Below are 14,692 nucleotides of genomic sequence, written 5' to 3' on the forward strand. Positions count from 1 at the left end.
CTGGCGATCTCGATACGGTCTTCCAACGTCAAATGTCGGTATTGTGCGGTCAAGGAAGCGCAACCCCTCTCGGTGTGATCTGAACAACCACAACCTATGAGGTGTTGCGCTTCCGTTTAGAACTCGGACAGCCTTCAGGGTCTGTCGCGTACGCTGATCAGGTGAGTACCGCTCTACTAACAGACCAATACGAGCTCACCATGCTCGACGCCGCAATCGGCAGTGGCCGCCATGAACGTCCGTGTGTGTTCGAGGCATTCGCCCGCCGACTTCCTGACAGCCGTCGCTATGGCGTTGTCGCTGGCACCGGGCGCTTGCTCGAACTGGTCGAGCAGTTCCGTTTCGGCGACGAAGAACTGTCGTTCTTGCAACAGAACAAGATTGTTCGGCCCACCACCATCGACTGGCTCGCCAATTATCGCTTCACTGGCAACATCACCGGCTACCGCGAAGGCGACGCCTACTTCCCCGGCTCCCCCGTGCTGATCGTCGAGGGCTCATTTGCCGAGGCCGTGCTGCTCGAAACTCTCGCGTTGAGCGTGCTCAACTATGACTCAGCAGTCGCGTCCGCTGCTGCGCGCATGGTGTCTGCAGCCGACGCACGACCCATCGCAGAGATGGGATCACGCCGCACCGGAGAACGTTCTGCCGTGGCATCCGCCCGCGCCGCGTATATCGCCGGTTTCAGCGCAACAAGCAACCTAGAAGCTGGCCGCAGTTGGGGCGTGCCCACAATGGGCACCGCAGCCCACTCGTTCACGCTACTGCATGACTCAGAAGAAGAAGCGTTCCAGGCTCAGGTTGATGCCTTCGGGCCGTCGACAACGCTGCTCGTTGACACCTACGACGTAGAGAAAGCCGTAGATCTTGCGGTGAAGGTTGCCGGCACTAAACTCGGGGCGGTGCGAATCGACTCAGGTGACCTCGCCGTGCAAGTCGCTTCCGTGCGGGCACAACTGGACTCTCTGGGAGCCACCAACACCCGCATCACAGTCACCAACGACCTCGACGAGCACGCGATTGCCGCTCTGCGGGCTGCCCCTGTCGACTCGTTCGGCGTCGGCACCTCTGTAGTAACCGGATCCGGGCATCCCGCTGCAGGCATGGTCTACAAGCTCGTTGCGCACCACAACGATGCAGGCGAATGGGTGTCGGTCGCAAAGAAGTCCACGGCCAAAGCCACCATAGGTGGACACAAGGCTGCGATACGAACTCTCGAAGACGGCCTTGCCACTACAGAGTTGATCTATCAGGCATCCGAAGGCCGACCCGATGTGGAGGGGCGCGATCTTATCGTCGATCTGATGACGAATGGATCGGCGGATACCCGCTGGCTGGGCCGCGACGGAACTCTCGCCGCACGAGACCACAGCGAACAGTCGCTGGCAGAGCTGCCGCTTAATGCCTTCCGGCTGTCACGTGGCGAGCCCGTCGTGCCGACCATCTATCGCTAGGCGTTAGCAGTTGCGAGCTAGGCGTTAGCCCTTCATCTTTTCGTAAACCTCTTTGCACGTGGGGCAGACAGGGAACTTCTCTGGGTCGCGCCCTGGCGTCCAGAGTTTTCCGCACAGAGCGCGTATGGGCTTGCCTGAGAGCGCCGATTCCATGATTTTGTTCTTGGGCGCGTAGTGCGAGAAGCGTTCGTGGTCGCCCTCTTCAACTTGCTCCTGATTGAGCAGTTCTTCAAGTTCGCGGTCGAGCGTGTCGGTTCCGCCGCCAGTGTGATCGGTGTCAGCCATGCGTCAATTCTACTTCGTGGTTGTCAATTTAGTTCTGGGAGGACTGGGCGAGCAGTTCTGGACCGCGGCGCACCATGATTCGACCACCCCAATACACTCCGACAACCAACACAATCAGTCCAAGAGGCACACCCACGAGGAAAGCAGCCCAGTGCCGTTCGAGCTCAACGAAGGGGTTGAAGAACACCACGGCGAGCACTGGCGCACCAAAAAGCAGGGTGAGCGCGAACGTAAACGACTGCACCGTTGCGGCGTTGGAGACGAGCGCCTGCGGTTGAATGAATGCGCCATGACCGGGAAGCGGTGCTGCGTACGGGAAGGCTGCTGAACTGACGCTTGACACTCCCAGCCCTGCGAACAGCAGGCACAGGCTGAATCCGATCAGACCGGGTAGCGCTTCGGAGTTGCCGACAATGATGACGGTGATGATGTTGCCGACGATGGCGAGGGGGACTCCTACGAGCAGCCCAGGAACGATTCGACCCCAGCGGTCGTCCGCGCCATGCGTATGGGCAGATACGTGGGTCCAGAGTGCTGTGTTGTCGTGCGCAACATCGTTGTGGGCGCTCCACCCGAGGAACAGGCACATGACGGGCACAGGGATCCATGCGATGACGTCGGCACCGACTCCGCCGACAAGGAGAGCGGCGACCATTCCGATGGGGATGATGGGGATCGCGGCCAGTGCAACAAAATAGCGGGCGTCGCGTGCCCAGTAGCTGAGGCTGCGCGCAGCAATTGCCCCCAGCGGTGTTGACGGCATAAGCCGGAACCAGCCCAACCCTGAGCGATGCGTTTCGACGGCACTTCGTTCAGGGCGCGAGAGCACGTAGCCGAGCATGAAGTACCAGCCTGCGGCGAGCACGACAAGGAATCCGAAAGCTATCGCGAGTTTGGCGGCGGCTCCACTCACATCCCCGGCAGCGCTGGCGGCTGGTGCGCTGAACGCGACTCCCAGCGGGGTCCACTCGAGCACGGAAGCAATGCGCCGAAGCGCGGGCAACACTTGCGACTGATAGTCGGAGAGGGCCAAGAGCACAGCCACCGGAAGCGATGCAATGACGAGAGTGATGGCAACGAAGCCGAAGCTCTCTCGGAGTCGGCGGGTGCTCAAGTAGCGTGCCGCGATCAGGCTGGCCAGTCGCGAACCAATAACTGCGGTGGCAATCACGATGAGGCCTGAGAGCACAGCGACGAGGGTGGATGCAGCAGCTCCCGACCAGGCAATAACCTGCGCAACCGCCAGGCCGATCAGCATCAACGCGGGGATGCTGATCGCGCCGGCAAGCAACAACAGCAGCGCGAGGCGGAGCCTACTGACGGGCAGGTAGGAGAATCGGCGCGGGTCTAGTGCATCATCCGCGTTCCAGCCGAGAGGCATGATGAGGAAGCCGGCGAGGGCCATTGAACCAAAGACAACGAGCGTGCTGCCCGCAACTTCTGGGGTGGTTTCGCGCAGGTTTGCGACCGCGATGATTGCGATGACGAACAGAACTGCGCTGTAGAGCAGCACCAGAGCCATGCTTGACGCAACGAGTGGCCCTCGACGGAAGGTGTTCGCGAGGAGCGTCAGTTTCAGTCGGAGAAACTGCTCAACCACTCGAGCCCTCCCCCACTGGAGGTTGTGCCGGTCAGCTGCACGAAACGATCCTCGAGGGACATTCCGTTTCGGACTTCATCAATCGTTCCGTCAGCGAGCAGCGTGCCTTCTACGATTACGGCGACGTGATTGCAGACGCGCTGCACGAGTTCCATGCGGTGGCTGGAGAGCAGCACAGTTCCGCCGGCGTTCACATACTGCTTGAGGATGCGGGTCACTGTTGCTGCTGAAACGGGGTCGACCGATTCAAAGGGTTCGTCGAGCACCAACAGTCGCGGCGAGTGAATCATTGCGGCGGCGAGCGCCACCTTCTTGAGCATGCCTGACGAGTAGTCGCTCACGAGGCGACCCATCACATCGTCGAGCCCGAAGGCGGTCGCCAAATCTGCGGAGCGCTTGCGTACTTCGGCGGCTTTGAGACCGCGAAGCACTCCCGAGTAGTAGAGCAACTGCGAACCCGTGAGGCGGTCGAAGATGCGCAGACGATCTGGGAGCACACCGATAGACCGCTTGGCGATCTCGGGCGAATCCCACACGTCGATGCCATTGACGCTGGCGGTTCCAGAATCGGGACGCAACAGGCCAGTGATCATCGAAAGCGTCGTCGTTTTACCGGCGCCGTTGGGGCCGACGATGCCGTAGAAGACACCCGCACGCACATTAAGGTCAATGTCGTTGACGGCAACTGTGTCGCCAAAGCCCTTCGAAAGCCCGCGAACTTTCAGAACAATATCTGTGGATGTCGCTTCACCCGCGTGAGAGAGCGTCAACCGCACTGCGGCCACCGCATCGCCCGCAGGTTCAGGTTTCTGGTCGGATTGCGGCTTGGGCTCCTGCTCGAGCGCTTGCTCGGCTGTGGGGTCGGACTCTAGCTCTGGTGCTGGAGTGGGCTGCGGCTTAGTTTTGGGCGCGCGCTTGGGAGTTGTGACTGCCTTGGACACGGCAACAGCATCCGGTGCGATCCCAGCCACAACTTCTACAGCCTGCGGCTCAGACGCGATCTCGGCGGCGGGAGTGGGAGCGGGAACAGTGAACTGAGCCGCAAGCGCGCGCAAGCGAGCGAGGCCCGCAAGCACAGCATCCGGCTTTTCTGCGGGTTTCACGGTCTCAGCTTCGGACGACTCCGCTGGCGCTGCAATCGGCTCGGAGGCCGCGGCGGGCTCAGTGACACTCGACGTGGGCGCATTCGGCGTTGGTGCAGTCTGCTTGGGTGCAGTCTGCTTGGGTGCAGTCTGCTTGGCTACAGTCGTCCGAGGTGTCGTCGCCCGACGCGGCGTCGTTGGTTTCGCGCCAGCCGCCGTCGAACTTGCAGCCGCAGGTGCCGCAGACGTAGGTGCCGGCGCCCTAGTTTCTGCAGCATTCGTTGCTGCAGCCTGAGCTGCACCAGCTTTCGTCGCAGCGGCGCTCTTCCCCGCAGGAGTTTTGGGTGCGGCGGATTTCTTGGCAGCGGGCTTGCGAGTTGCAGACGATGTTGGCGCGACGGTGCTCGATTTTGCTTGAGGCCCTCGGGCCGCAGCGGGCTTCCGGGGGCTCGTTGCGGGCCTCGTTGCCGGCGTTTCTACAGTCTTCTTGCCCTCGTCGGGTGTTTGGGCGTTTTCCACTGTCCAAACCTACCAATCAGATGCCGGGCGCATGAGCGAGTATCACAAATAGACAACAACCCCGCAAAATCTATGGAGTTCTCGGCGGGCACAGCTAGCCTGACTATCGCACAAAGGTGTGTCGATTTTACCAATCTCGGGTGAACACTAGGTTAATCAAGACGCCTAATCCCCGGATCCCAGAACTACTGAGGAGACCACCATGACTACACAAGTCGTTATTTTAGCTGCTGGCATGGGCAGCCGTTTGGGCCGCTCGCTTCCAAAGCCGCTTACTGAGCTCAGCGATGGCCGCACCATCATGAAGCAACAGTTCGACAATATCCACCACGCATTCGGCAACAACGTCAAGGTGACCATCGTTGTTGGCTACAAGCTCGAGCACATCATCGAGGCCTTCCCCGAAGCATCGTTCGTTTACAACGAGCAGTACGACCAGACGAACACTTCGAAGAGCCTCATGCGTGCACTGCAGGCATCCACTCCCGGTGGAGTGCTCTGGATGAACGGCGACGTCGTCTTCGACCCGACCGCACTCGAACGTGCAGCAGCCATGGTTACTCGCGACCAATCATTCGTCAGCGTCAACACCGCCAAGGTTTCTGACGAAGAGGTCAAGTACACGACTGACGCAGAGGGTTTCATCAAGGAACTTTCCAAGACTGTCAAGGGCGGCCTCGGCGAAGCCGTTGGCATCAACTACATTTCGCGCGACGCTAAGGCAACGCTGCTACGCCACCTCAAGAAGGTTGGCGACCAGGACTACTTCGAGCGCGGCATTGAACTCGCCATTGAAGAAGACCGCCTACTCATCGAGCCCATCGATATTTCTGACCTCTACGCAATCGAAGTCGACTTTGCTGAAGACCTCGAGCGCGCAAACCTCTTCGTCTAAGCAGACTTTGTCTGGGCATAGGCCCCCACGAACACGAAACGTCGGTACCGCGTATCAGTGCAGTGCCGACGTTTCGTCATTTGCCCGCCTACTATAGGGGCGTGGCAAACACAGCACTGGGCCGACCTGCATGGTCACCCATCACCCGATACCGCCGCACTCTCTGGTTGCTAACCGTCCGTGACCTGCGTGTGCGGTACTCCACCTCAGCCCTCGGCTATGTGTGGAGCATCCTCGACCCTCTGGTCATGGCGGGCATCTACTGGTTCGTCTTCACTCAGGTCTTTGACCGCACGGTCGGCGAGGAGCCCTATATCGTGTTCCTGCTGACGGCGCTGCTGCCGTGGATGTGGTTCAACGGTGCTGTTTCGGATGCCACCCGTGCCTACTTGCGTGAAGCCAAGCTAATTCGTTCCACCAAAATCCCCCGCACCATCTGGGTAGCGCGACTCGTACTCTCAAAGGGAATCGAGTTCATCGCCAGCCTGCCTGTGCTCGCGGTCTTCGCGCTTGCCACCGGCGCCGTGCTGCACTGGGAAACCGTGTACTTCCTGCTCGGCGTTGTGCTTCAGGCGATCCTCACCGTAGGCGTCGGTCTCATTGTTGCTCCCCTCGTCGTGTTCTTCCGAGACCTAGAGCGCGCAACCAAGCTGGCGCTGCGCTTTCTCTTCTACGCCTCCCCCATCATTTACGGGATCCCTGACTTGCAGAGACTAGGGCTCGACGGCGTGGCCGCGTTCAACCCCCTTGCCGGAATCTTTTCGCTCTACCGCGCTGCCTTCTTTCCCGACCAACTTGACTGGTATGCCGTTCTAATCGGGGCTCTCATGAGCTTGATCTTGGTTGCCGTCGGCATCCTCGTCTTCGTGCGCACCGAACGTGCCGTGCTGAAGGAGATCTAATGGCCGACAATTTTGTGATTCAGGTGCGGGATGCCGGCATCCGGTTTCGACTCAATCGGCGATCACGCCGCAACTTCAAAGACCTGTTTGCCGGTCGAAAGCGTCGCGCACGCGCCAATGAGTTTTGGGCACTGCGCCACGTGAACTTTGATGTGACCGCCGGCGAAGCGATCGGTGTTGTTGGGCGAAACGGCCAAGGCAAATCGACACTTCTCAAGCTGGTTGCCGAAGTCATGCTTGCGGACGAGGGCGACGTGCAGGTCGCTCAGGGCGTGGCCCCGCTCATCGAAATCACCGGAGGCTTTGTCGAAGATCTGAGCGTGCGCGACAACGTGTACCTCACCGCCGGCCTGCACGGAATGACAAAGCGCGAGATCAGCGATCGCTTCGACGAAATCATTAGCTTCGCTGAAATCGAACGTTTCATCGATACCCCCTACAAACATCTCTCGAGCGGCATGAAAGTGCGCATCGCATTCGCCGTAATCTCACGACTCGAAGAACCCATTATTTTGGTGGATGAGGTTCTTGCGGTTGGCGATAAAGCCTTCCGTGAGAAGTGCTACCGCCGCATCGAAGAGCTGCTCGAGGGCGGCCGAACGCTGTTCTTCGTCTCGCACAACGAACGCGACCTTCGTCGCTTCTGCAGCCGCGGTCTCTACCTCGACAAGGGCGAGCTAGTGCTCGACGGCCCCATCAGAGACGTACTGGCCCGCTACAACGCAGATTACGGTTCCTGAACGGCTGCCTAACTCTCGGGGTGGCGTCAGATCGCTCCGGTACGCTTTAACCCATGGCCTCAAGCGAACTAAACACGTCGCACCCCATGGTTGTGCGCGGCATCGACCGTGTACTCACCGTGCAGCGCCCCGTTGTGCTCGCGCACATTCGCAGCATCCGCAAGGGCAAGCCGAACGCGAGCTCGGACGAGATTATCACCATCCTTGAGCGCCGCTATTTGGCCGCGGTGACGACCGGGGGCGCGCTTGTCGGCGCCAGTGCGGCAATCCCCGCGGTGGGCACTGGAGCATCGTTGGCGCTCTCGAGCGTCGAAACAGCAGGCTTTCTCGAGGCCAGTGCGCTCTTCGCCCAATCGGTTACTGAAGTTCATGGAATCGTCGTAGATGACCCCGACCGTGCGCGGGCGCTTGTGATGACGATGGTGCTCGGCAGCGCCGGCAGCGACCTCGTGAAACAGCTTGCCGCACAAGCCACCGGCTCAGGCGCTGCCCGTTCCGCTTACTGGGGCGAGACCCTAGCCAAAGGCGTGCCCACCGCGCTTATGGGGCCCCTCGCCGACCGCATCAAACACACCTTCTTGAAGAAGTTTGCGACAGCTCAGGGCACCAACATTGTTGGACGACTTATGCCCTTCGGCATTGGCGCCGTGATCGGCGGAGGCGGCAACCATATCTTGGGGCGACAAATCATTCGCACCGCCCGTCAAGGCTTCGGCCCTGCACCAGCCATGCTGCCGGCGTGGCTTGAGCCCGTGCTCATTGTCAAGGCGTCCAAGACATCGAAAACTCCCAAGACGCCGAAGGCACTCGGCGAGCGCAAAGAAGTCGGCGAGCGCAAACGGATACCGCAGTTGCCCCAACTGCCCAAGCTGCGCAAACGCCAAGCCTGGGTTGAACTCGAAAGCTTCGCCGAACTCGACGACCACGTCGATATCGACGCCCTGACAACAGACGAAAGTGCAGTTGCCGAGAGGGACGAACGCACCTAGCTCAGCTACTCGGCAGCGGAGGACTCGTCGTCATCCTCAAAAGGATCACCTTCGCTGCCCTGACGATCGCCGATGTGGATTTGTGCATGTCGGTGCCACCGAGCGACCAACGATTCGACAGCATCGTGGAAGCGCGCTGTCGCTGCTCCCGGGCTCGTATCGCCAAAGTGACGCTCAGCCCAATATCCCAGACGTTCTTTCGCTTCTGCATCGAACTGCACACGGCTGACGATCGACAGGATGTCGTCGGCTTGATCGGCGCGCAACCATTCGCACGCTCCTAGGTAGCCTGCCTCGTCGATGTCTGCCGAGGCTGACACCGGTCGAGCAACGATGAGCGGTTTACCCGTGGCGAGCCGGTCATAGACCATTGCCGAAACGTCAGTGATGGCAACATCCGCTGCCACCAACTGCCAACCCAACTCTTTGCCATCGTCGTAAATGTGCTGAACCGAGGGATCGGACTCGTTGGCCTCAGCAATCGCCGCAATGATCGCGATATTCGCCCGATTGTATTCGTCGTCGACAACACCACTGCGCGGGTGCGGACGGTAAATAAAGCGGTGCTTGTCACTGGCAAGAACGGCTTTAGCCAACGCAACACCGTGCGTGGCGATTGAGCCGTACGCCGCAGCCTCCCGGTCGCCCTCCCAAGTAGGCGCATAGAGCACAACAATGCGGTCGTCTGGCGTGTACGGCAGCTCACCGACAAAATGGTCGGCCTGCGGACGCCCGATCGGGATGGCCCGCTTCTCGAGATCGAAATCCCACAGCTTGTGGTTCAGCCGCTCGAGCGCGGCCTCGCCGGCAACAAAGCTGAAGTCATAGGCCTTGAACTGGTTTGTGGTCATGTACATTTTGTCGCTCTCACCATGGTTGATGAAAACGTGCCACATGCGGCCGTAACGGAACATCTGAAAGTTCTTGGAATTCTGATTGACGTAGAACACAATCTTCAGCGGCTGCTCTGACACAAACTTTTCAAGCTCTGACACCCGACGCAGGTAGACAGTCGGAACTGGCGCCTCATCCCACAACGCCAACACCGAACTCGGTGAACGCGCGATGATCGTCACCGGAAAACGTTTCGACAGCTCAGCAAGCGGCGCGTACCACTGGCGTATTTGGTAGAGATTTACCTTGGTGTCGGCGAAGTAGACGGCGATGCTTACTGACCCAGGCGTCGGCAGCGGATGCTCGCCCAAGAGGTTCGCGACGTGTCGCCGATTGTGGCGCGAACGCAGCATTGTGCGCACCACTTTGCGAGCGGTCTTGAAATCTTTCAGTAGCGCCATGGTCTCAATCAAATCGGTGGAGGGCCGGTGCAACGCACTTCCCACCACACCGTTACCGAGCCAATGATGATGCGGTGGCGTGAGATTGGGCCGCGGTCTCGATAGTACCCGCCCTCGCCCACTCCGCATTCGAGGGGGCAGCGTACTGGAAGACGCAGGTTTTCGCAGGTTTAGAAGGTACGATTGATAGAATGACCGATTCTGATTCAACCGCACCGTCTGACACCACCGAGACCGCGATCACTTTCTCCGACCTCGCGCTCAGCGATGCGGTACTGAAAGCGGTCCGTGAAATTGGCTACGAGACGCCTTCTGCGATCCAAGCCGCCACCATTCCTACTCTTCTTGAGGGGCGCGACGTAGTCGGCCTCGCACAGACCGGAACAGGTAAGACTGCAGCGTTTGCGCTGCCCATCCTGTCCCGCCTCGATGTTTCTCAGAGCAAGCCGCAAGCTCTCGTGCTCTCCCCCACCCGCGAACTCGCGTTGCAGGTGTGTGAGGCATTCGAGAAGTATGCAACCCACATGCGTGGCGTTCACGTGCTTCCCGTTTACGGCGGCCAGGCCTACGGTGTGCAGCTTTCTGCACTGCGTCGTGGAGTTCACGTTGTTGTCGGTACTCCCGGCCGCATCATGGACCACCTCGCCAAGGGAACCCTTGACCTCTCTGAGCTCAAGTACCTCGTGCTCGATGAGGCCGACGAAATGCTCAAGATGGGCTTCGCCGAAGACGTTGAGACGATTCTCGCCGACACCCCAGACGACAAGCAGGTCGCGCTGTTCTCGGCCACCATGCCGGCACAGATTCGCCGCATCTCCAAGAAGTACCTGAACAATGCTGAAGAGATCACGGTCAAGTCGCAGACCACCACCTCGGCAAACACCAGCCAGCGTTACCTCGTTGTCTCGTACCCGCAGAAGGTCGACGCACTGACCCGCATCCTCGAAGTCGAAAACTTTGAAGGAATGATCGTCTTCGTTCGCACCAAGAGCGAAACCGAAAACTTGGCTGAGAAGCTGCGTGCGCGTGGCTACTCGGCGGCGGCAATCAGCGGTGACGTGGCTCAGGCCCAGCGCGAGCGCACCGTCAACCAGCTCAAGTCGGGCAAGCTCGACATCCTCGTAGCAACCGATGTTGCTGCTCGCGGACTCGACGTTGACCGCATCAGCCACGTTGTGAACTTCGACATCCCCGTTGACACCGAGTCGTACGTGCACCGCATTGGCCGCACCGGTCGTGCCGGTCGCAGCGGTTCCGCAATCAGCTTTGTCACCCCGCGCGAGCGTCGCCTCCTCACCGCAATCGAGAAAGCCACCCGCCAGCCGCTGACCCAGATGCAGTTGCCGTCGGTTGAAGACGTTAACTCCACACGACTGACTCGCTTCGATGACGCAATCACTGAAGCGCTCAACCAGCAGGCTCGCATTTCTGCATTCCGCGAGATCATCGGTCACTACGTCGAGCACCACGATGTTCCTGAGACGGATGTCGCTGCTGCTCTTGCTGTCGTCGCCCAGGGCGAAACTCCCCTGCTGCTGTCGGCTGAAGAAGAGCGTGCTCAGCGTTTCAGCGAGCGCGAAGAACGCAGCTCACGCAACGATCGTCCTGAGCGTGGCGGAGACCGCGGCGGTGACCGCGGTGACCGTCCCGAGCGTCGTCCCCGTTCCACCAAGCCGATGACTGCGTACCGCATTGAGGTCGGCAAGCGTCAGCGCGTCGAGCCTCGCCAGATCGTTGGTGCACTCGCCAATGAGGGCGGACTGAGCCGCGACGACTTCGGCCACATACAGATTCGTCCCGATTTCTCACTCGTTGAGTTGCCCGCCGACATGTCAAAGGACGTGCTTGGGCGTCTGCGCGACACTCGCATCAGCGGCAAGCTGATCGAGATCAGCCCCGACCGCAAGGCAAATGGCGGCGGAGCGCGCGGCGCTGACGGCAAGTACCCCAGCCGGGACCGTTCGTTCGAGGGTGGCGCCCGCGCTAACCGCGAACGCGAAGAGTCGCGCGGCTACAATAAGCGTGATTCGGGCCCTCGTGACGACGCTGGACGCGATAGCGCTCCTCGCGACAGTGGCAGCCGTTACGAAGATCGCCCCACGCGCAAGCCGCGCAGCTAGCGGATCGTCGCTAGCAGCGGGACGTAGAGACTTAGATCACGGGAGGGCGGCCGGCGCGAGCCATCCGCCCCACGGTCGCCCAGCTGATGCGGCGGCGGCCTCCCGGGTTCTCTCGCCATCCGGCAAACCAGCCGCCCCACCAGGCACGCATGCCAACGGGGTTGCGGGCTGATCGCAGAATCTGAATTGCGGTCCAGCTGGCAACGTAGATTGGCGCGAGCACGACTGGCAGGTTGCGTTTTGCCAACCAGATGCGGTTTCGTGCGTTGAGCCGGTAATAGTAGCTGTGCCGTGCGGGGTCGATGGCTGGGTGATTCGCGACCAGATCTCCGGCATACCAGGCGCGTTTTCCGGCGCCCCACACTCGCCACGCCAGCTCTATGCCTTCGTGGGCATAGAAGTAGGGGTTGCCCCATCCGTCGATCTCGTCGAACAGCAGGCGAGGCATAAGCACTGCACCTTCCCACACGGAGAAGACGTCACTCGGATGCTGTGGGTCACCCTTGCGGATGCGCGGGATCCACCGGCGCGGGTTCTCTTTGCCTTCGGCGTCTTCGACGCGCGGTTGCAGGAGCCCAATCGTGGGGTCGGCAACGATCTTGCCGACAGCATCGCTAAGGAAGGTGGGCGATGGGATGCTGGCGTCGTCGTCAAGAAAGAAAATCCAGTCGCCGTTAACGTGCTCTACACCGCGGTTGCGACCTGCGGGGATGCCGAGGTTTTCCGGCAGGTGAAGGCCCCTCACACCATCCGGAAGCCCGGTGGGCTCCCAACCGTTGCCGACGACCACGATGTCGAGCTCGACGCCTTGCTGCGCTTGTAACGAGGCGAGGCCACGATTGAGGTCGTCGGGGCGCTTTCCCTGAGTGAGGGAAACGACGCCGATGCGGTGGGTCATGAGCGGACGCGCTTGGACGCCATGATCGCCACAAAGTGGCCGGCAAGCGCGAGTGCTGCCAGCGGAAGCAGAATGAGAAGCACGGTGCGTTCGGCCGCGAGAGCCGGCACGAAGAGCGCCACGATCGCTGTCGCGAAAGCAATCATGGTGAGTTCCACCGAGTGGTACAGGCGGTGGAAGGGAACGAAGCGGGCCAGCCGACGCAGTTTCGCGACGACACTGTGGCTCGGTACTGCTTCGCCCTTGCGGTCGCTGAGTTTCTCAAGCCCGGCATTGGCACGCGCAACGTGCACCATGTCGTTGAGGGCTTTGTTCAGCACGATGAGAAGCGCGAGTGCAAAGCCTGCGGTGGTCCAGGCGAAGTCTGCGGGAAAGTCGAGAGGCCAGCCGGCCGCACGGATGCCGAGAGCAATCGGGATGAGCGCCTCTGTTGTGTAGTGCCCGACTTTGTCGAGGAACACCCCGGCCGGTGAGCGCGTGTTGCGCCAGCGGGCAACTTCGCCATCGCTGCAATCGACGAGCATCTGCATTTGGCCGAGCACGAGGGCGAGGGCGGCACCGGTAAAGCCGGGGATGAGGAGGGCTGCTGCGGTGAGCCACCCCGTGAGGATCATGAGCCCGGTTACACCGTTGGCGCTGATGGATGTCTTCAGCAGCATCCATGTCAGGTACGGCGAAATGTCGCGCAGGTAGAGGGAAGCGGTCCAGTGTTCGGCGTTGGCGCGCATCCGCACCTCTGGGGGCTGCGTTACTTCTCGCAGCTGCGCGATGCTCTGCGGGCGGGCTGAGGGCTCTGCTGGTGTGCGGATGGACACGCTGTTACCTTCCCGTTTGCGCAGTGATGTTTTTGGTGAGCTTCAGGAATCCGAGGATGAAGCCTGTGCCCCAACCGAAGTGGATGCACGGCAACACGATCAGATACCAAAGACCTGATCGTAGCCCCTCTTTGGCTGCCGCAATGCCTGACGCTGCAATTACGAAGAGAGCGTAGATCGCTGGTGCGATGTAGGCGAAGCTCAACCAGCCGGCGCTCGTTGCGCTGCCGATGATGCCGAGGATGAGACCGATGAGGGTGCCGAGCACGGCGAGTGGTGGCACGAAGTAGCGCAGGGAGTTTGCGGTGCCGAAGCGGCGTGCGAGTTCTCCGCGCCAAATTCCTGTGGCCACAAATTGGCGGATGAGTTTGCGCAGGCTTGATCGCGGGCGGTAGACGACTTGGAGTTCTGGGGTGAACCAGACTGTGCCGCCGCTGGCGCGGAGTCTGCGGTTGAGTTCCCAGTCTTGGCCGCGCTTGATGTCTTCATCGAAGAGTCCGACTGCGACGAGGCGATCTCGTTGGAAAACACCGAGGTAGGCGGTGTCGGCGGGGCCTGCTTTACCGCCGGTGTGGTGCTGGGTGCCGCCGAGGCCTTCTGGCGATCCGTAGGCGTGCGCGACTGCCCGCTCGAAGGGCGTGCGACCTTCAGCTTTCATGATGCCGCCGACGTTGTCTGCACCGGTGCGTTCGAGTGTCTCTACGGCGACACGGGTGTAGTCAGTTGGCAGTACGGAGTGGGCGTCTACGCGCACCACGATGGGGTAGGTTGACGCGCGAATGGCGGCGTTGAGTCCACCAGGGGTGGAGCCAAGTTCGTTGGGGATGTGACGGATGCGCGGGTCGTGACGGGCCATTTCGTCGATGACGGCGTTGGTTCCGTCGACGCTGGGGCCGAGCGCGAGCACGATTTCGAAGGAGCCTTCGTAGTCTTGCGCTGTCAGGCTGTCGACGGCTGCCTCGATGTGTTCAACTTCGTTGAGTACGGGCATCACGTATGACACACCCGTGAGGGCTTGAGCCTTCTTTGCCATGTGTTCCAATGCGTCAGACCGGGTTGTCGGTCGAGCTTATCGCGTCGGGGGCGAACTCGGGGCGT

The 14,692-nt window shown here is 60.8% G+C and carries 14 protein-coding genes; 7 read left to right on the top strand and 7 right to left on the bottom strand.

Annotated elements, in window-relative coordinates; all coding sequences use genetic code 11:
- Positions 1-161: 161 nt before the first annotated feature.
- A complete protein-coding gene (locus ACTJJW_RS13980) occupies positions 162-1,454 on the top strand; it encodes a nicotinate phosphoribosyltransferase (protein WP_462645663.1) in 1,293 nt (430 codons plus the stop codon).
- A gap of 24 nt (positions 1,455-1,478) precedes the next feature.
- On the opposite strand, the gene ACTJJW_RS13985 is transcribed toward ACTJJW_RS13980, so the two are convergent.
- Genes ACTJJW_RS13985 through ACTJJW_RS13995 form a run of 3 tightly spaced genes read right to left on the bottom strand, consistent with a single transcriptional unit; the run spans position 1,479 to position 4,442 of the window.
- Positions 1,479-1,739 (bottom strand): DUF3039 domain-containing protein, encoded by a 261-nt coding sequence (locus ACTJJW_RS13985; protein ID WP_010206294.1) that lies wholly within the window; start codon positions 1,737-1,739, stop codon positions 1,479-1,481.
- Positions 1,740-1,767: 28 nt separating this feature from the next.
- Entirely contained in the window at positions 1,768-3,339 is a 1,572-nt protein-coding gene (locus tag ACTJJW_RS13990; protein WP_462645666.1) for a hypothetical protein, read from the bottom strand.
- Positions 3,315-4,442, bottom strand: coding sequence for an ABC transporter ATP-binding protein (locus ACTJJW_RS13995; protein ID WP_462645667.1), 1,128 nt, complete (start codon positions 4,440-4,442; stop codon positions 3,315-3,317). Before ACTJJW_RS13995 ends, ACTJJW_RS13990 begins: the two co-directional genes overlap by 25 nt.
- Positions 4,443-4,503: 61 nt before the next feature.
- On the opposite strand from ACTJJW_RS13995, the gene ACTJJW_RS14000 reads away from it, so the two are divergent.
- From ACTJJW_RS14000 to ACTJJW_RS14020, 5 genes are all read left to right on the top strand, one after another.
- A complete protein-coding gene (locus ACTJJW_RS14000; protein ID WP_462645669.1) occupies positions 4,504-4,716 on the top strand; it encodes a hypothetical protein in 213 nt (70 codons plus the stop codon).
- A 426-nt stretch (positions 4,717-5,142) separates the two neighbouring features.
- On the top strand, positions 5,143-5,835 hold the full coding sequence (locus ACTJJW_RS14005) for a phosphocholine cytidylyltransferase family protein (protein WP_462645670.1): 693 nt from the start codon (positions 5,143-5,145) through the stop codon (positions 5,833-5,835).
- A gap of 101 nt (positions 5,836-5,936) precedes the next feature.
- The gene (locus tag ACTJJW_RS14010) at positions 5,937-6,737 is read left to right on the top strand and encodes an ABC transporter permease (RefSeq protein ID WP_462645672.1); all 801 of its coding nucleotides are present in this window, start codon (positions 5,937-5,939) and stop codon (positions 6,735-6,737) included.
- Positions 6,737-7,477 (top strand): ABC transporter ATP-binding protein, encoded by a 741-nt coding sequence (locus ACTJJW_RS14015; RefSeq protein ID WP_462645674.1) that lies wholly within the window; start codon positions 6,737-6,739, stop codon positions 7,475-7,477. Before ACTJJW_RS14010 ends, ACTJJW_RS14015 begins: the two co-directional genes overlap by 1 nt.
- 53 nt (positions 7,478-7,530) lie before the next feature.
- On the top strand, positions 7,531-8,466 hold the full coding sequence (locus ACTJJW_RS14020) for a hypothetical protein (RefSeq protein WP_462645676.1): 936 nt from the start codon (positions 7,531-7,533) through the stop codon (positions 8,464-8,466).
- 5 nt (positions 8,467-8,471) lie between these two features.
- Here the strand turns inward: ACTJJW_RS14020 and ACTJJW_RS14025 are convergent, their stop codons facing one another.
- Entirely contained in the window at positions 8,472-9,761 is a 1,290-nt protein-coding gene (locus ACTJJW_RS14025) for a CDP-glycerol glycerophosphotransferase family protein (protein ID WP_462645677.1), read from the bottom strand.
- Between the two features lie 191 nt (positions 9,762-9,952).
- Here ACTJJW_RS14025 and ACTJJW_RS14030 point away from each other — a divergent pair, with 191 nt between their 5' ends.
- Positions 9,953-11,881, top strand: coding sequence for a DEAD/DEAH box helicase (locus ACTJJW_RS14030; protein ID WP_462645679.1), 1,929 nt, complete (start codon positions 9,953-9,955; stop codon positions 11,879-11,881).
- A 31-nt stretch (positions 11,882-11,912) separates the two neighbouring features.
- Here the strand turns inward: ACTJJW_RS14030 and ACTJJW_RS14035 are convergent, their stop codons facing one another.
- Genes ACTJJW_RS14035 through ACTJJW_RS14045 form a run of 3 tightly spaced genes read right to left on the bottom strand, consistent with a single transcriptional unit; the run spans position 11,913 to position 14,627 of the window.
- Complete coding sequence (locus tag ACTJJW_RS14035) at positions 11,913-12,779, bottom strand: glycosyltransferase family 2 protein (RefSeq protein ID WP_462645681.1); 867 nt, start codon at positions 12,777-12,779, stop codon at positions 11,913-11,915.
- Positions 12,776-13,594 carry a CDP-alcohol phosphatidyltransferase family protein gene (locus ACTJJW_RS14040; RefSeq protein ID WP_462645683.1) on the bottom strand — a complete coding sequence of 273 codons (819 nt, stop codon included), beginning with the start codon at positions 13,592-13,594 and terminating at the stop codon, positions 12,776-12,778. The genes ACTJJW_RS14035 and ACTJJW_RS14040 overlap by 4 nt, the downstream gene beginning before the upstream one ends.
- 4 nt (positions 13,595-13,598) lie before the next feature.
- On the bottom strand, positions 13,599-14,627 hold the full coding sequence (locus ACTJJW_RS14045; protein ID WP_462645685.1) for a glycosyltransferase family 2 protein: 1,029 nt from the start codon (positions 14,625-14,627) through the stop codon (positions 13,599-13,601).
- Positions 14,628-14,692 lie beyond the last annotated feature (65 nt).

It is taken from the genome of Rhodoglobus galactosidasius, from assembly GCF_054957775.1.

Coding starts and splice junctions, on each gene's coding strand:
- ACTJJW_RS14015 (WP_462645674.1), top strand. CDS start 6,737: ATGGCCGACAATTTTGTGATTCAGGTGCGGGATGCCGGCATCCGGTTT.
- ACTJJW_RS14045 (WP_462645685.1), bottom strand. CDS start 14,627: ATGGCAAAGAAGGCTCAAGCCCTCACGGGTGTGTCATACGTGATGCCC.
- ACTJJW_RS14035 (WP_462645681.1), bottom strand. CDS start 12,779: ATGACCCACCGCATCGGCGTCGTTTCCCTCACTCAGGGAAAGCGCCCC.
- ACTJJW_RS13985 (WP_010206294.1), bottom strand. CDS start 1,739: ATGGCTGACACCGATCACACTGGCGGCGGAACCGACACGCTCGACCGC.
- ACTJJW_RS14025 (WP_462645677.1), bottom strand. CDS start 9,761: ATGGCGCTACTGAAAGATTTCAAGACCGCTCGCAAAGTGGTGCGCACA.
- ACTJJW_RS14005 (WP_462645670.1), top strand. CDS start 5,143: ATGACTACACAAGTCGTTATTTTAGCTGCTGGCATGGGCAGCCGTTTG.
- ACTJJW_RS14030 (WP_462645679.1), top strand. CDS start 9,953: ATGACCGATTCTGATTCAACCGCACCGTCTGACACCACCGAGACCGCG.
- ACTJJW_RS14020 (WP_462645676.1), top strand. CDS start 7,531: ATGGCCTCAAGCGAACTAAACACGTCGCACCCCATGGTTGTGCGCGGC.